This is a genomic window from Micromonospora sp. NPDC023869 (assembly GCF_055559695.1).
The window spans coordinates 105,221-121,079 of sequence record NZ_JBVHKD010000002.1; the positions used below are offsets into that span (position 1 = coordinate 105,221).

The following is a 15,859-nucleotide window of genomic DNA, read 5'->3' on the forward strand; positions in this document are numbered from 1 at the left end:
ACCGCCCGGACCCTCCGACCGCCCGATCACCGCGTGGCGTCGATCACCTCACCCAGGCCGGCCGCCACGATCTCGTCCCGGATCACCGCCGCGTCGCCCTCCACGACGAGGGTCAGCGACTCCGGGAACAGGTGCGCGGCGGCCGCCGCCGAGACCTCCGCCACGTCGGCGGCGAGCAGCGACTCGCGCAGCCGGGCGTGGTAGTCGTCCGGCAGGTCGTGCACCACCAGCGTGGTGAGCGCACCGGCGATCGCCCGGGGGCTCTGCAACTCGACCGAGAGCTGCCCGGCCCGCCAGGAGCGGGCCACCGCCAGCTCCTCCTCGGTCACCCCGCCGGCCTGGGTACGCGCGACCTCCCCGACCGCGTCCACCAGAGCCGGCGCGGTGACGGCGGTCTGCACGCCGGAACTGATCCCGAACCGGCCGAACCGGCGCGACGAGGCGAAGTCGCCCCGGATGCCGTACGTGTAACCGCGTACCTCGCGGATCAGGTGGTTCAGCCGGGACGTGAAGGCGCCACCGAGCACCGTGCCGGCCAGCGCGATCGGCACGTGGTCCGGGTGGGCCCGATGCGGCGCCGGATGCCCGAGCCGCAGCGTGGACTGCACCGAACCGGGCCGGTCGACCAGGATCACCCGACGGCCTTCGCGCAGCGGCACCCCGATCGGCGCGCCCCGGTCCACCGGTCCGCCACCGGTGCCGGCGAACGCCGTCGCGGCCAGCGCGTCCAGGTCGAGGCGGTCCAGGTCCCCGGCGACGACCAGGGTCCCCGGGCGGATGAACCACTCCGAGTGGAAGACCGTGACGTCCTCCACGTCCAGCCCGGCCACCGAATCCGGGTCGCCGTACATCGGGCGGCCCCACCGGCTGTCCGCACCGAACAGGTCGGCACGCAGTACCGCGTCTGCCCGTGGACCCGGGTTCGCCCAGTCCATCCGCAACGCGGTCGCCTCGTCGTCGCGGACCCGCCGTACGTCGTCCGGGTCCAGCCTCGGCGTACGCACCGCCTCGGCGAGCAGTTCCACGGCCGCGCCCAGCCGGTCCACCGGCACCTGCACGCTGGCCTGGAAGGTGTCCCAGTCCAGCCCGGTCACCAACTCGGTGCCGAGCGCCTCGATGGCCAACGCGTACGCGGTGGCGTCCCGCTGGCTGGTGCCCTCCTCCAGCGCCTTGGCGAGTACCCCGCCCAGCCCCTCCTTGCCCACCGGCTCCCGGCCCGCGCCCGCGTCGAGCAGCAGCAGCGCGACGGCCAGGTTCTGCCCGGGCAGGTGCGCGGCGACGACCTGACCGCCTGCCACGCTCCGACGCACCACCTGCGGGAACCGGTACGGACGGGCCGCACCCGGTCCCGGACGATCGGCGATCAGAGTCACTGAGCTTTCCTTTCGTTCGCGACTGCGGGGCTCGCGCACACCAGGCCACGGCGACCAACCGGTCCGCGCCGCTCACTCCTCGCGCTCACCGTGCTTTCCTTTCGTTCGCGACTGCGGGGCTCGCGCACACCAGGCCACGGCGACCAACCGGTCCGCGCCGCTCACTCCTCGCGCTCACCGGTTCTCCTCCGGTACGTAAGTGAGAGTCGCCCGGTCGGCGGGGGCGAGTACGTCTGCGGCGACCTCGGCGATCTGCTCGGCGGTCACCGCGAGCCAGCCCGGGAGCCGATCGGCGAGCACGCGGGGGTCACCGAACTGGGTGGCGTACCGGCCCAACGCGTCGGCCCGTCCGTCCACCGTGGACATCTGCCGCCACCACGCGGTGGTCAGCAGCGCCTTGGCGCGGTCCAGCTCGGCGGCGGTGACCGGCACGGTGGCCAGTTCGTCGATCACCTCGGCCAGCCCGGCGGCCAGCCGCTCGGCGTCCACCCCGGGGCGGGCGGTGGCGGTGGCGATCAAGGGTGCCGGAGCGTGCGCCAGGTCCACCCCGTACGCCCCGACCAGATCCGGCTGGGCGATCCGCTCACCGTCGGCGAGCCGTTGATAGAGGCGGCTGCCCCGGCCGCTGCCGAGCACGGTGGCGAGCACCGTCACCACGTCGTAGCCGGGCGTGCCGAAGGGGTGCGTGCGGTGGGCCACGTACACCCGAGGTGCCGGAACGTCCGCGACCACCGTCTCCGCCACCGGCTCGCCGCTGCGTGCCACGACCAACCCGTCCGGTGCGGACGGGATCTCCGGCCGGGGCGGAATGACGCCGAAGTACTTCTCGGCCAGCGCGGTGACCTCGTCGACGGTCGTGTCACCGACCACGGTCAGCACCGCGTTGTTCGGTGCGTAGTAGGTCCGGTGGAACGCCTGGAAGGTGGCCAGGTCGGCGGCGTTCAGGTCGGCCATGGAGCCGATCGTGGCGTGGTGGTAGGGATGGCCCGGCGGATAGAGCAGCGGCAGCAGCCGCAGCCAGGCGTCGCCGTACGGCACGTTCTCGTAGCGCTGGCGGCGCTCGTTCTTGACCACGTCCCGCTGGTTGTCCAGCGTCTCCTGGGTCAGCGCCGGCACCAGGCCGCCCATCCGGTCGGCTTCCAGCCACAGCGCCAGTTCGAGGTGCTCGGCCGGGACCGTCTCGAAGTAGTTCGTGCGGTCCGGGTTGGTGGTGGCGTTGAGCGAGCCGCCCGCGCCCTGCACCAACTTCATGTGCTCGGTCTTCGCGACGTTCACCGAGCCCTCGAACATCAGGTGCTCGAAGAGGTGTGCGAAACCGGTCTGACCGGCCGGCTCGTGTCGCGAACCGACGTCGTACCAGAGGTTGACCGCGACCGCCGGTGCGGTGCGGTCCTCGCTGACCACCACGCGCAGGCCGTTGTCCAGTCGGGTCGTCGAGATGGGCCAGGGATAACCGCTGTCGGGCATGGCCCCGACGCTATCCGATCTCCGCGCTCCGGCGGGGATGGGACGCGGCACGCCCGTGTCGCGGGCGGCCGCGCCCCGACAGGGTCAGTCCGGCGGCTCGATCGGGGTCACCGTCTGCTCCGAGGTGCGCCGTTCCAGGAAGGTGTCCGGGGCGGCGTTGCGGTCGGCCTCGCGGAGGTCCGACTCGGTCAGGATCGCGTCGGCCTGGGCCTGGGGGTCGTCGCTGCCGACCGCCGCCTCCTCCGGCAGCAGGTGGGCCCGCGACTCGATTCGCTCCTGGTCGCTCTGCGCGTCAGTCATGCCGCTTCCTTACCCCCACCCCGTCCCGCGCACGCGTGCATGTAAGGAGGGGTCCCCTGCTATGCACGAGGCGATAGCAGGGGACCCCTCCTTACACGTCAGGTGCGGAACGGGCCACGGACCTCGTAGGTGATGCCGCCGGAGGAGGAACCGGAGGTGCCGCGCTGCGAGGAGAAATAGAACCGGGTGCCGTCGGGCGAGAAGGCCGGTCCGCAGATCTCCGAGGAGGACTGCCCGGTGATCCGCAGGAACGGCGCGACCACCTCGTCCGGGGTGATCACGCAGATCTCCATGGTGCCGCCGTCCTCGGCGACGTAGAGATCGCCCGACCGGGCGCCGGTGATGTTGTCCACCCCGGTCAGCGGCGCGGTGCCGGAGACCAGCGAGTCGTCGTACGCCAGGTCGATCCGCTGCCGCACCGCGTCGTACGCCCAGACCCGGTTGTCGCCCTTGGTGGTGAACCAGCAGGTGCCGTCGGCGTACCAGCAGCCCTCGCCGCCGTTGAAGCTCTTGGCACCGGAGACCTGGCGACGGGTGAGCGTGCTCGACGCCGCCGGGTCGGTCACCCGGGCCCAGGTGACCGGGCCGCTGGTGCCACTGCCGGCGACCAGCACCTCAAGCGTGCCGGCGGAGAGGTCGCCCCAGGTCGTCGGCCGGAAGCGGTAGAAGCAGCCGTCGGTCTCGTCCTCGGTCAGATAGATCACCCGCCGGTCCGGGTCGCAGGCGGCGGCCTCGTGCGTGAAGCAGCCCATCGCCGCCCGACGCACCGCCGTGGTGCCGCCCTGCGGGTACGTCTCGTAGACGTACCCCCGGCTGACCTCCTCGCAGGAGAGCCAGGTGCCCCACCCGGTGGCGCCCCCGGCACAGTTCTGGTTGGTGCCGGAGAGGAGCCGGTACGCCGACGCGACGCTCCCGTCGGCGTGGAACCGGACCGCCGAGGCACCGCCGCCGGGCGTGATCTCAGAGTTCGAGACGTAGATCCAGCCGGTGCCAGCGGTGAAACAGGCGCCGCCGTCGGGTGCGTCGTGCCAGACGTATGACGTGCCGGGCACCGCCTGGCGGGACCGGGCGATCACCCGGCTGGTGAATCCGGTCGGCAGCATGATGCCGTTGGCGTCTGCGGTGCGCAGCGGACCGTAGGGGCCGACACCGGGTTGAGCAGGGGCGGCGACGGCGGCGCCGGCCCAGAGGCCGCCGGAGAAGGCGGCGGCGCCACCGGCGACAGCGGTACGCAGAACGGTACGACGATCCATCGGAACCCCTCGGGAGACGTCTGTCGGTCGCGCCGAAACTACCGAGCGTTCCATCGACGGGGGTGAACCTGAGACGAGGCTTCGGCGACGAGAAGGTGAGCATCCGCGCACCGTCAGGTACTCTTACCGCCGTGACGCGGTCGTATCGATGGTTTAGGCAGCCGGCTCGGCCGGTGACCTCACCATGATCTGACGTCACCGAATTCGAGCCGGCCGGGCAGGAGCTTTCGTTCCTGCCCTTTCGCGTACGAGCAGCCGGCTCGACCCGGGCACCGGCCCCGGGTGCGGTCGGCGAAAGGATGCCCACCGTGACGACCCCGGAGAACCACCGGGTCATCGACCAGCGGATCGACCGCGTCGTGCCGCTGACCACCCCGGCCCTGCTGCTGCACGAGTTGCCCCTGGACGCCGGCCTCACCTCGGCCGTGCTGACCGGGCGACGCGCGGTCGGGCAGGTCCTCGACCGTGCCGACGACCGCCTGCTGGTGGTGGTCGGGCCGTGCTCGGTGCACGACCCCGCCGCCGCCCTGGACTACGCGCACCGACTGCGTGAGGCGGCCGACCGGGTCTCCGACGACCTGCTGGTGGTGATGCGGGTCTACTTCGAGAAGCCGCGCTCCACGGTGGGCTGGAAGGGCCTGATCAACGACCCGGGGCTGGACGGTTCCGGTGACGTCAACACCGGCCTGCGGCTGGCCCGGGCGCTGCTGCTCGACGTGCTGCGCCTCGGGCTGCCGGTGGGCTGCGAGTTCCTCGACCCGATCACCCCGCAGTACATCGCCGACACGGTGGCGTGGGGCGCGATCGGGGCGCGCACGGTGGAGAGCCAGGTGCACCGCCAGCTCGCCTCCGGCCTGTCCATGCCGATCGGCATGAAGAACCGCCCCGACGGCAGCATCTCCACTGCGGTGGACGCGATCCGGGCGGCTGGCGTACCGCACGTCTTCCCCGGCATCGACGTCTCCGGCACCCCGGCGATCATGCACACCCGGGGCAACGCAGACGGCCACCTGGTGCTGCGCGGCGGCGGCGGTCGGCCCAACTACGACGCCGAGTCGGTGGCCGGTGCGCTGGAGTTGCTGCGGTCCGCCGGCCTGCCGGAGCGGCTGGTGGTCGACGCCAGCCACGCCAACAGCGGCAAGGACCACCGCAACCAGCCCATCGTGGCCGCCGACGTGGCCGCGCAGATCGCCGCCGGTCAGCAGGGCATCGTCGGGATCATGCTGGAGAGCTTCCTGGAGCCCGGCCGCCAGGACCTGGACCCGACCCGCGAGCTGACCTACGGGCAGTCGGTGACCGACGCCTGCATCGGCTGGGACACCACCGACGAGGTCCTCGACGCGCTGGCCACCGCCGTGCGTACCCGCCGCGCCCACCACTCGCGGACCCTGCCCACCCCCGCCTGACCTGCTTCCGTCGATCAGAGGTCGGCGGGCGGCGCGACCAGCGAGAACGCCGCCGACCTCATGATCGCCGCAGGTGCGGTGGGAGTTTGGCCGGGTGGGGTGGGGGTAGGTGGCGGACGTGACCGATGACGTACCCGTGACCGGGGCACCCGTGGTGTCCACGGCACCAACGACCGAGGCGCGGCTGCCCGACGCCATCCTGGCCGACGTGCCCGTGGTCGACACCGCGGGCATCGACCCGGCCGTCACCGACCTGCCCGGTACGGCTGCCGCCGTACCCGACGAGGTGGAGACGGAGGAGGTGGACACCCGGCCGCTCGACGACCTGCTCGACGATCTCTACCACGGTCAGGAGCGGATCAGTCAGGTGGACATCTACCGGCGGGCCGTCGCCGCGGAACTGCCGGCGCAGTTGCTCTCCCGGCTCAACGCGCTGCCCCAGGGCGAGTACGCGGTCGACGAGGTGTCCGACCTGCTGGGTGGTACGGCGGGGTGACGTCCGGCGCCGACCCGGCCGGCGCCGGCGACGAGAAGAGGAACGTGATGTCGCAGCCCGAGGAAGACCAGGACGACCGGATGCCCGCGCTCGGCCAACCCCCGGAGGGCACCGACACCCTTCCCGAGCCGGACTTCGCCAACGAACACGACCGCACGGCCGTGGACCGGGACATCATCACCGGCGCCGACGAGGACGAACGGGAACCCGAGTCGCCGCGCGGCTGGTCCGGCATGCAGCGCTGACACGACTGTTCTGCGGCGCTGACGCCCGCGCACAGAAAAGGCCCGGTGTCCCCACCGCTGGAGGACACCGGGCCTGACCGACGTCACTCCCGGTGATCGCCCTCGGCCCCCCGCTGCGCCATCGCGTACGCCATCTGGAGGAAGTCGGACGCGGTCACCGCGGTCAGGGCGGTGGCCACCAGTCGGGTCAGCCTCGGCGTGAGCACCAGCGCACCGGTGAATCCGGTGGCCACCCAGACCGCCAGACAGAACGGGCAGCTCAGCAGCTCACCGATGGCGTGCCGGGTGGAGCTGCCCGAGTCGCGTACCTGCTCCATCACCTCGCCGCTGCCGATCGGCCGGTCGTACTGCGTGAACGGCGCCCGCAGCGGACTGGTCACCGCGTCCTTGGACAACAGCCGGCTGAGCTTGTGGGTGGCGATGGCCAGGAGCACCACGTCGGAGGTGGCGGGCCGTTCGGGCACCGGGCGGCCGGTCGCCTTGACCAGCCCGGCGATGGCACCGGTCACCGCGGCGTAGGTGCCCATCGCCGCCAGGTACCCGCCCAGCGGGCGGTGCTCGTGCGGGGCGTACGCCTGACGCAACCGCGCCACCTTCTGCTTCAGCTCGCTCACCCGGCCTCCTTCGTCTCACGCGGGGGTGCGCCGTCCCGGTCGGGACGGCCCAGATCGCCGCCCGGACTCCGGGCGGCTCGGTCGTACGCTGTCCGGCCGGGTCAGCCGGCCTGGAGGTTGTCGTCCACCTCGCGGGCAAGCTTGGTGAGGGCCTCGTCGGCGAGCCGGTCGGTCTCGGCACCGCCGCCGGAGATGTCCAGACGGACCCGGGCACCACCGGCGTCGACCGGCTCCACCCGCAGCTCGGCCCACCAGTCGGTGCCGTGTCCGGCCCAGCGGGCCCGCATCCGGTCACCGTCGCCCTGGTCGGACGAGTCGCCGGTGCGCAGGGGTTCGGGCAGCCAGGCGGCGACCCGGTCCGGGTCGGTCGCGGTGTTGAAGACGACCTCGGGGGGTGCGGACACGCCGCGTTCCGCGTACGCCATCACGCGTCCCGCAGCCGGCTCGGGTCGACCTCCCGCCCGGGGTGCCGGGCGAGGTACTCGGTCTCGAGTTCGGCGGTACGCCGCAGGTGGTTGGCCAACGCCGAGTCGGTGGCGTGGCGCAACGTGTCCAGGCGGGTGCGGTGCAGGCTCTGCACCTCGCGGATCAGGTCGTCCTCGCTCAGCTCGGCCGGGTCGACGCCGGGCAGGTCCCCGTCGAGCGGACCGGTCGCCGTCCGGTCCTCGCCCCACTCGGGGATCCGCTGCTCGGGGCTCACCTCGGTGCCTCCGCTGGGAAACCCGTCCGATCGTCCTGATGCGGTCATCTCGCGCCCCCTCGTCCGTGCTGGGCTGGCGTCTGTACGGTTGCCCACGCGGGGTGCGGCCAAACCAGGGCCGCCACTACGACACCGCGTCGGAGAGCGCAGCCGCTCCCGGTACCCTCGTTGCCATGAAGCGGCTCTGGACCCCGGCGTGGATCGCCCGCCACGTGGCCCTGGTCGTGCTGGTCACCACCTTCCTCGGCCTCGGCTGGTGGCAGGTCAGCCGGGCCGCCGCCGGCAACGCCATCAGTTGGGGCTACGCCGTGGAGTGGCCGATCTTCGCGGGCTTCGTGGTCTTCGTGTGGTGGCGCGAGGTGCGCCACACGCTGCGGGAGGAGCCGACCGCCGAGGCCGGCGACACCACGCCGGACGCCTCGACCGAGGAGACGCGCGGCGCCGACGAGGCCGGAGCATCCGCCGGTACGCCGGAGACGAACCGGCCGCGACCCGGGATCCGCCGGCCGGTACGGGTGGCCCGGGCCACCGCCGTCGACGAGGTCTCCGACGACGCGGACCTGGCCGCCTACAACCGCTACCTGTCATGGTTGAACGCCAATCCGGGCGCCAAGCCCGGTGACTACCCCGGCTGAGCCCGGGCCGGAAGGACTGACGAGACGTGCGCGCTGCCCTCACCCGCTACCGCGTGATCGCCTGGGTCGTCGGCGTGGTGCTGATCCTGCTTGTCGTGATCGGCATGCCGCTCAAGTACGGCTTCGACAACCCGATCCTGGTGGAGACCGTCGGCCAGGCGCACGGCTTCCTCTACATGCTCTATCTGGTCGCCGCGTTCGACCTGTCCCGGCGGGTCGACTGGCCGCTCAAGCGGATGGTCCTGGTGATGCTGGCGGGCACCGTGCCCTTCGTCTCCTTCTGGGCCGAGCGCCGGGTGAGCGCCCTGTACCTGGCCGAGCAGCGGGTGCGGGAGCAGCAGACGCCGGAGCCGGTGGCCGGCTAGCCGCGGGGCAGGGCCCTCAGCGGCGCGGCCGCCACGGGTCGGCAGCCGCCAACGGGTCCTCCCACCCGCCGTAGCTGTGCATTTCCCGGGCTCGGCGCAACGCCCGGCTCACCTGGCCGAACTGCTGCTCGTCGTCACTGCTGAACAGCAGTTCCTCGACCTCGCCGCGCCGCCCCCACAGCTCGTACGGCGGCGGCCGCCACCGGTCCCCGGCCGCCGCGAGCAGCACCGGCACCAGGAACACCGCCCCGAGCAGCAGGTACGCCTCGGCGGTGAGCCGGTGCAACCCGCCGGTGAAGCCGAGCATCAGACCGATGCCGCCGATGACGACGGTGGAGACCAGCACGGCCCGGGCCGCCACCGGGTCCTGCTCCCCCCGCGTGGTGTGCAGGTGGGTCAGCTCGGCGACCCGCCAGGTGCTGCGCCCGACGGTGAACCGGTCGGCGGTGACGATGATCCCGGGTCGGGCGTAGAGCAGCCGTTGGTTCCGGCCACCGGGCGCGGAGCGTGGTGGTCGTGTCGTCGCACCGTCAGGATTCACGGCCCCTCCTCCCCCACCACCGGAGGTCGCCGGGCCGGTCCACCGACCCACGACGCCGGCTGACGGGAATCCCGGCTGTGCGCCCATTGTCTGCCGGGCACGCCAGCCGCACCGGCCTGTTTCCGGTGGTCACGCCGCTTCCACGGCCGACTGTCGCCGGAAAGAGCCGTCCAAGTCCGTCTTATCGGTTATAGCGCCGAGGCATCCGACGTCATATGCCGAGAGCGACCAGTACGGCATCTGCCCAGATAAGCCTACATACCCCTTTAGGGTGAATCAGATTCGCCACATGCTCCTCACATGTCCCGACAATCCCTGCCGGTAACTCTGTTCCCGTACTACCTTGGGCAGGTCGGCCCGGTCGACCGCCGTCCAGCCGGACGGCACCGGTCCGGTGCCGTCGCGGAGCGTCAGCAGGCCCGCGCCGGCTCTGGGAGAGGAGCATCGAGCTCTTGTCGTCCCTGACGAACACGCTGCGCGCCTTGGCCGTGGCCGCCTGTTCGCTGGCGCTGATCGCGCCCGCCACGGTGGCCCGGGCCGAACCGTCGACCGCCGAGTTGACCCGGCGGATCGACAAGTCCTCCGCCGAGCTGCAGGACGTGGTGGAGTCACACAACGAGCTGCGCGAGAAGATCAAGGACAACCGGGCCGCCGTCGACCGGCTGCAGGAGCGGATCGGCCCGCTGGAGCAGCAGGCCGAACAGAGCCGGTCGGACGTCGGCCAACTGGCCGTCACCGCGTACAAGACCGGCAACCTCGGCGCCGCCGAGGCCCTGCTGCGCAGCGACGACTCGACGTCCATGCTCGACCGGCTCGGCACGCTGGACCACCTGACCCGGCAACGCCAGGCGACGGTGGCCAGCTACACCGCCGACCAGCAGCGGCTGCTCGACGAGAAGACCCGGCTGGACGTCACGCTCAGCCGGCAGGCCGCCCAGTCCCGGGAGTTGGCCGCCGCGAAACGGCGGATCGAGCGGGACCTGGCCAAGCTGTACGAGATGCGCCGGCAGGCGTACGGCCGGGCGACCGAACGCCCGACCAACAACTCCGGCAACGCCAACAACGCGCCCTCGGTCTCCGGGCAGGCCGGTGTGGCCGTCCGGTTCGCCTACGGCGCGCTCGGCAAGCCGTACGCCTGGGGGCAGGACGGGCCGAACGGCTACGACTGCTCCGGGTTGACCTCGGCCGCATGGCGGGCGGCGGGCAAGTCGCTGCCGCACAACACCCGGATGCAGTGGGGCAAGGTGGCGCAGATCAGCCGTGGCGAGCTACGCCCCGGTGACCTGGTCTTCTATCGCAGTCTCGGGCACGTGGCGATCTACGTGGGCGACGGTCAGGTGATTCACGCCCCCACGTTCGGTCGCAACGTGGAGAAACGCGCCGTCGACCTGATGCCCCCGTACGGCTACGGACGGGTGCGCTGAGTCGTACCCACAGACGGTGAACGGCCGGCGTCCCCCTATCGGACGCCGGCCGTTCGCCGTCATTCTTACCAGCTCAGGCGGCCTGTAGGCCCTCCGCGCGAGCCAGCTCGCGCAGTCGCCCGAGCGCCTGGATCTCCAACTGCCGGATCCGCTCCCGGGAGAGCGAGAACCGCGAGGCCACCTCGGTGAGCGAGTGCTCCCGACCGTCCTCCAGCCCGTAGCGGGCCCGCATGATCCCGGCCGAGCGGTCGTCGAGGTGGTTGAGCAACCCCTCGATCCGCTGCCGCTCCAGCCCGGTGAGCACGATCTCCTCCGGCGACGGTGCGTCGCTGTCGGCGACCAGGTCACCCAGGTTGGTGTCGCCGTCGTCGCCGACCGGCGTGTCCAACGACACGGTGTCCTGCGACCAACGGACCAGCTCGTTGACCCGCTCGACGGTCACGCCGAGCGCCGCGGCGATCTGCTCCGGCTCCGGGTCGCCGCCCAGCTCGCGGGTGAGCTGGCGAGCCACGTTGCGCATCCGGTTGACGTCCTCCACCAGGTGCACCGGCAGCCGCACGGTGCGCTCCTGCTGGGCGATGGCCCGGCTGATCGCCTGGCGGATCCACCAGGTCGCGTAGGTGGAGAACTTGTAGCCGCGCTCGTAGTCGAACTTCTCGACCGCCCGGACCAGACCGGTGTTGCCCTCCTGGATCAGGTCCAGCATCGGCATCCCGGAGCGGACGTAACGGCGGGCGATCGACACGACGAGCCGGAGGTTGGCCCGGATGAACAGGTCCTTGGCCCGCTCGCCCTCGGCGACCAACCGGCCCAGTTCGTCCCGGGTGGCACCGTCGGGAATCCGGTCCTCACCGAGCAGGTGCTCGGCATAGAGGCCGGCCTCGATCGCCTTGGAGAGATCGACCTCCTTGGCGGCGTCCAGCAGTGGCGTCCGGGAGATCTCGTGCAGGTAGACTCCGACCAGGTCGCGCTCCTCGGCGACCTCGTCGGTGCGCATTCCGATGTTCTTGTCCACGTTGCCCACGGTCCCCTCGCTCGCGCCGGTTGCCCGGTTCCTTGCCATCCCCACGCCCATCAGCCCTCCCCGCAACTTCCGCTGTGCCCACCGGAGCCGGCATCTACACAACAGATGAGACGTGTCAGGGATTCCATGTCGTGGGTCGAAAGTGTCACGAATGCCTGATAATCCGCTGAGAGCACGGTCTACGTTTGCTGTCAGCACCCTGCCTGACTGGGGTCGGCAGGCACCTCGTGAGGTCGACGGATCGACGGATCGCCGTCCGTCCCGGTCCATGGCAACACTGCCCGGCCGACCGACACAGCGACCCGGGTCACCACCGTGCTGCGATCCTGGTCACTGCCTGATACGCGTACGCGGACCAGTCGGTTCATCCACGCCGGTGGTATTACCCCACGGCCAGTTGAACAATCCGTGCCCCGGTTCTATGCCGGGCCCCGTACAGCGCCCGTGACGCCTGTCGGATTCAGGACGCGAGGAGCGCGAGCGCGCCGCGTACCTGGTCGGCGGAGCGGGCCAGGGCCGCCCGCGCGACGGTCACCTCCACCCCGGAGACGAGGCTGACCAGGGCGGTCTTCAGATCGCCGTCCGCCTCGTCGAGGGACTGACGGGCCCGGTCCTCGGCACAACCGGTCGCCTCGACCAGGATCGAGAGCATCCGTCCCCGGAGCTTCGCGTTGGTCGCCACCATGTCGATCATCAGGTTCGAGTAGACCCGACCCAGGCGCACCATGACCGCGGTGGAGAAGCTGTTCAGCACGATCTTCTGGGCCGTGCCCGCCTTCATCCGGGTCGACCCGGCGACCACCTCCGGCCCGGTGTCCAGGCCGATGAAGACGTCCACGGACCGGGCGGCCGGAGCGTCCGGGTACGCGCAGAGCAGCACCGTCGAGGCGCCCTCGGCCCGGGACGCGGCGAGCGCCCCGAGGACGTACGGGGTGCGACCGCTGGCGGTAAGGCCGACCACCACGTCACCGCGACGTACGCAGTCGGTCGCCTCGGTCGCCCCTCGGGTGTCGTCGTCCTCGGCGTCCTCCACCGCCCGCCACACGGCCTCCGGACCACCGGCCAGGTGGGCGCAGAACCAGTGGCGGGGCGAGTTGAAGGTGGGGGCCAGCTCGGCGGCGTCCAGGACGCCCAGCCGACCCGAGGTGCCAGCCCCGAAGTAGTGCACCCGGCCGCCGCTCCGCAGCGCCGTGACGGCGAGGTCGACACTCTCGGCGATCCGGTCGCCGACGGCGGCCACCGCGGCCGGTACCCGCCGGTCGGCCTCGTTGATCACGGCGAGCACGTCCCGGGTGGACATCAGATCCAGGTCGACGCTGATCGGGTTGCGCCGCTCGGTCGGCGCACCGACGCGGACCGTCGGGCGGACGGCGACCGGGGCCGCGTCGGGCTCCACCGCACCGGCGGTCATGCCCGCCTCCGGGCGGACCCGACCCGGTGGGACCGGACCGCCTCGGCCGTCGCCTCCAGCGCCTTGCGGGCCCGGGGGCGGTTGCGCGCGGCCACCCCGACGAAGAGGCAGTCGACCACGGTGAGCTGGGCGAGCCGGCTTGCGGTGGCGCCGGAACGGTAGGTCGTCTCCCGGGCCGCGGTGGTCAGGACGTGATCGGCGACCTCGGTGACCGGCGAGCGGGGGAAGTTGGTCAGCACCACCGTGGTGGCGCCCCGGGCCCGCGCCTGCTCCAGCACCTCGACCACGTCCGAGGTGGTGCCGGTGTGCGAGATGCCCACCGCCACGTCACCCCGGCCGAGCAGGGCCGCCGAGGTCAGCGCGGTGTGCACGTCCGGGAAGTAGAACGCGGTGCGGCCGATGCGGTGCAGCTTCTGCTGGAAGTCCGAGGCCACGAACCCGCTCGCCCCGGCACCGTAGATGTCGATCCGGCCGGCGCCGACGATGGCGTCCACCACCCGCTCGCAGACCGCCGGGTCGAGCTGCTCAGCGGTCTCCTCCACGGCGCGGGCGTCGTTGAACGCGATGGTCGCGATGATCTGGGCGAAGTCGGCCCCGGGCGGGATGTCGCCGCCCACCACCCGCGCGTCCGGGGGCTCGATCCGCCGGGCCGCCTCGGCGGCGAGCCGGATCCGTAGTTGCGGGTAGCCCTCCATGCCGACCGACCGGCAGAACCGGATGACGGTGGCCTCCGATGTCTCGGCGGCGGTGGCGAGGTCGGTGATGGTCCGCCGGGCCGCGTCGGCGGGGTCGGCGACCACCAGTCGGGCGACCCGTTGCTCGGCCGGTGACAGCGACGGGAGCAGACCGCTGATGTGGACGATCAGTCCACCCGGCTCGGGGCTCGCGGAAATCTTCGGACTCTTCCCCACGGATGAAACTTACTTTCACAAGCCGTGAGCGTCAACCACGCCGCGCCCACCCGACGGACGACACCGCCCGGGCGCACGCCCACAGCCTGCCACCCGTCCGAAGGGGCCCGCCTCCTCCGGCGGGCCGGGTCCGTCCGGTCGGGTGGGGCCGCTCGGGGGCCGACCGGACGGCAGCACTAGCGTGGGGCCATGACGCGACGCAGTGTGCTGGTCACCGGGGGCACGGGCGGGCTGGGCGGGGCGGTGACCGCCGCGTTCGCCGAGGCGGGCTGGCGGGTGGTCGCGCCGCAACGCGCGCAGCCGTCGCCGGAGACCCAACCCGACGGCGACGCACCGGTACGGCCGGTCGCGGACCTCACCCACCCGCAGCACGTCGCCCACGCCGTCGAGGTGGCCGCCGGCGACCCCGACGCGCCGTTGCGCGCCGTGGTCAACCTGGTCGGCGGGTACGCCAGCGGTGGCCTGGTGCACGAGACCCCGATCGAGGAGTTCGAGCGGATGCTCACCCTCAACCTCCGCCCGACCCACCTGGTCACCCGGGCGGCCCTGCCGCACCTGGTCGCGGCCGGCGGCGGCGCGGTGGTCTGCGTGGCGGCCCGGGCGGCCCTCGCGCCGTTCCCGGGCGTGTCCGGCTACGTGACCGCGAAGGCCGCCGTGCTCGGCTTCGCCTCGGCCGTCGCGGTGGAGTACCGGGCCTCGGGCGTGCGCTGCAACACCGTGCTGCCCAGCGTCATCGACACACCCACCAACCGGAGGGCGATGCCCGACGCCGACCACGCCCGCTGGGTGGACCCGGCCGAGATCGCCTCGGTGATCCGCTTCCTGGCCTCCGACGAGTCCGCGCCCACCAGCGGCGCCGCCGTACCGGTCTACGGCCGAGCCTGAATCGCCGGCGGTCGGATCGACCACGGGCGTACCTGAACGGGGGCCGACCCGGCCGCCCACGGCAGGGCCTGGATCGGCACCAGCGCGGTCACCGGGCCGGGCAGCCACGGCCGGTACCGCTGCGGACCCGGCTCGTCCGGCTCGTCGTCGGCGGGGAGCCACGCGGCGAGATGGTCGCGGATGTCCCGGGCCACCTGGTCCGCCGGCCGGTCCCCGTCGACCGGCACGAAGGTCGGTGACTCGGGCAGCGTGCGGTACGCCAGGTCTGCCGCGGTCAGGTAGGGCAGGCTCTCCTCGTCGGTGCCGCGCCGCTCGATCCGCCGGTACGCCTCGTCCGGCGGCACCGTCAGCAGGAACGTCACCTGCGGCTGCGGGAAGACCCGGTACGCGACTCGGACCAGCCGCTCCCAGCGCCGACCACCGTGTGCCCGGAGGCTGGCGTACTGGCAGGCGGCATAGCGGTCCATCACCGCCACCCGGCCGGTGGCCAGGCTGCCGAGCAGGGCCATGGCGATGGCCAGCCAGCGCAGCATGGACTCCAGCAGCAGCATCCCGTCGCGCCCGAGCAGCCCCTGCGCGTCCGGCCGACCGAGCCGGTGCGCGGCCCGCCCCAGCCAGCGACGCCCACCGGCGTTGCGGTGGTAGGTGGCCGGGTGGCCGGCGGCGGTGAGCGCCTCGGCGAGCCGGTGTGCCTGAGTGGTCTTGCCCGAGCCGTCCACGCCGATCAGGGCTACGGTGCGCAGTCGGGCCGTGCCGCACCGGGTACCCGTCGATCTGGCCACTCTCGACAGGATATCCGACCCCCGCAC

19 protein-coding genes are annotated in these 15,859 nt (G+C 72.4%); 7 read left to right on the forward strand and 12 right to left on the reverse strand.

The features are described 5' to 3' along the window. Positions 1-26: 26 nt before the first annotated feature. From ACZ31C_RS06180 to ACZ31C_RS06195, 4 genes are all read right to left on the reverse strand, one after another. Positions 27-1,373 (reverse strand): M16 family metallopeptidase, encoded by a 1,347-nt coding sequence (locus ACZ31C_RS06180; protein WP_465794443.1) that lies wholly within the window; start codon positions 1,371-1,373, stop codon positions 27-29. Between the two features lie 174 nt (positions 1,374-1,547). Further along, positions 1,548-2,840 carry a M16 family metallopeptidase gene (locus ACZ31C_RS06185; RefSeq protein WP_465794444.1) on the reverse strand — a complete coding sequence of 431 codons (1,293 nt, stop codon included), beginning with the start codon at positions 2,838-2,840 and terminating at the stop codon, positions 1,548-1,550. 84 nt (positions 2,841-2,924) lie between these two features. Beyond that, entirely contained in the window at positions 2,925-3,140 is a 216-nt protein-coding gene (locus tag ACZ31C_RS06190; protein WP_350692306.1) for a hypothetical protein, read from the reverse strand. A 98-nt stretch (positions 3,141-3,238) separates the two neighbouring features. Next, on the reverse strand, positions 3,239-4,393 hold the full coding sequence (locus ACZ31C_RS06195; protein ID WP_465794445.1) for an alkaline phosphatase PhoX: 1,155 nt from the start codon (positions 4,391-4,393) through the stop codon (positions 3,239-3,241). 299 nt (positions 4,394-4,692) lie between these two features. Here ACZ31C_RS06195 and ACZ31C_RS06200 point away from each other — a divergent pair, with 299 nt between their 5' ends. From ACZ31C_RS06200 to ACZ31C_RS06210, 3 genes are all read left to right on the forward strand, one after another. Next, a complete protein-coding gene (locus ACZ31C_RS06200; RefSeq protein WP_396751752.1) occupies positions 4,693-5,799 on the forward strand; it encodes a 3-deoxy-7-phosphoheptulonate synthase in 1,107 nt (368 codons plus the stop codon). Positions 5,800-6,031: 232 nt separating this feature from the next. Beyond that, the gene (locus tag ACZ31C_RS06205) at positions 6,032-6,295 is read left to right on the forward strand and encodes a hypothetical protein (protein WP_449948676.1); all 264 of its coding nucleotides are present in this window, start codon (positions 6,032-6,034) and stop codon (positions 6,293-6,295) included. Between the two features lie 47 nt (positions 6,296-6,342). Then, positions 6,343-6,540, forward strand: a complete 198-nt coding sequence (locus ACZ31C_RS06210) for a hypothetical protein (protein ID WP_396691025.1) — start codon at positions 6,343-6,345, stop codon at positions 6,538-6,540. 83 nt (positions 6,541-6,623) lie between these two features. Here ACZ31C_RS06210 and ACZ31C_RS06215 read toward each other — a convergent pair whose 3' ends face one another. From ACZ31C_RS06215 to ACZ31C_RS06225, 3 genes are all read right to left on the reverse strand, one after another. Beyond that, a complete protein-coding gene (locus ACZ31C_RS06215) occupies positions 6,624-7,154 on the reverse strand; it encodes a DUF1360 domain-containing protein (protein WP_350692312.1) in 531 nt (176 codons plus the stop codon). Between the two features lie 101 nt (positions 7,155-7,255). Next, positions 7,256-7,579 (reverse strand): SRPBCC family protein, encoded by a 324-nt coding sequence (locus ACZ31C_RS06220; RefSeq protein ID WP_131051730.1) that lies wholly within the window; start codon positions 7,577-7,579, stop codon positions 7,256-7,258. Beyond that, positions 7,579-7,902 (reverse strand): DUF6158 family protein, encoded by a 324-nt coding sequence (locus ACZ31C_RS06225; protein ID WP_396751748.1) that lies wholly within the window; start codon positions 7,900-7,902, stop codon positions 7,579-7,581. Before ACZ31C_RS06225 ends, ACZ31C_RS06220 begins: the two co-directional genes overlap by 1 nt. Positions 7,903-8,027: 125 nt before the next feature. Between ACZ31C_RS06225 and ACZ31C_RS06230 the strand changes: the two genes are divergently transcribed. Together ACZ31C_RS06230 and ACZ31C_RS06235 are read left to right on the forward strand one after the other, a co-directional pair. Further along, entirely contained in the window at positions 8,028-8,489 is a 462-nt protein-coding gene (locus ACZ31C_RS06230; RefSeq protein WP_465794446.1) for a hypothetical protein, read from the forward strand. A gap of 26 nt (positions 8,490-8,515) precedes the next feature. Next, on the forward strand, positions 8,516-8,854 hold the full coding sequence (locus tag ACZ31C_RS06235; RefSeq protein WP_350692320.1) for a DUF3817 domain-containing protein: 339 nt from the start codon (positions 8,516-8,518) through the stop codon (positions 8,852-8,854). Positions 8,855-8,870: 16 nt separating this feature from the next. Here the strand turns inward: ACZ31C_RS06235 and ACZ31C_RS06240 are convergent, their stop codons facing one another. Further along, positions 8,871-9,395 carry a DUF6232 family protein gene (locus ACZ31C_RS06240; protein ID WP_465794447.1) on the reverse strand — a complete coding sequence of 175 codons (525 nt, stop codon included), beginning with the start codon at positions 9,393-9,395 and terminating at the stop codon, positions 8,871-8,873. Positions 9,396-9,847: 452 nt separating this feature from the next. Between ACZ31C_RS06240 and ACZ31C_RS06245 the strand changes: the two genes are divergently transcribed. Continuing rightward, on the forward strand, positions 9,848-10,819 hold the full coding sequence (locus ACZ31C_RS06245) for a C40 family peptidase (RefSeq protein WP_465794448.1): 972 nt from the start codon (positions 9,848-9,850) through the stop codon (positions 10,817-10,819). Between the two features lie 73 nt (positions 10,820-10,892). On the opposite strand, the gene ACZ31C_RS06250 is transcribed toward ACZ31C_RS06245, so the two are convergent. From ACZ31C_RS06250 to ACZ31C_RS06260, 3 genes are all read right to left on the reverse strand, one after another. Next, complete coding sequence (locus ACZ31C_RS06250; protein WP_396751821.1) at positions 10,893-11,882, reverse strand: RNA polymerase sigma factor RpoD/SigA; 990 nt, start codon at positions 11,880-11,882, stop codon at positions 10,893-10,895. Between the two features lie 421 nt (positions 11,883-12,303). Further along, positions 12,304-13,254, reverse strand: coding sequence for an N-acetylmuramic acid 6-phosphate etherase (locus ACZ31C_RS06255; RefSeq protein WP_465794449.1), 951 nt, complete (start codon positions 13,252-13,254; stop codon positions 12,304-12,306). Further along, the gene (locus ACZ31C_RS06260; RefSeq protein ID WP_396751738.1) at positions 13,251-14,165 is read right to left on the reverse strand and encodes a MurR/RpiR family transcriptional regulator; all 915 of its coding nucleotides are present in this window, start codon (positions 14,163-14,165) and stop codon (positions 13,251-13,253) included. The genes ACZ31C_RS06255 and ACZ31C_RS06260 overlap by 4 nt, the downstream gene beginning before the upstream one ends. 189 nt (positions 14,166-14,354) lie before the next feature. On the opposite strand from ACZ31C_RS06260, the gene ACZ31C_RS06265 reads away from it, so the two are divergent. Next, on the forward strand, positions 14,355-15,050 hold the full coding sequence (locus ACZ31C_RS06265; protein WP_465794450.1) for an SDR family NAD(P)-dependent oxidoreductase: 696 nt from the start codon (positions 14,355-14,357) through the stop codon (positions 15,048-15,050). Here the strand turns inward: ACZ31C_RS06265 and ACZ31C_RS06270 are convergent. Further along, positions 15,035-15,832, reverse strand: coding sequence for a dTMP kinase (locus ACZ31C_RS06270; RefSeq protein WP_465794451.1), 798 nt, complete (start codon positions 15,830-15,832; stop codon positions 15,035-15,037). The two genes, ACZ31C_RS06265 and ACZ31C_RS06270, sit on opposite strands and share 16 nt — an antisense overlap. Between the last annotated feature and the right edge of the window lie 27 nt (positions 15,833-15,859).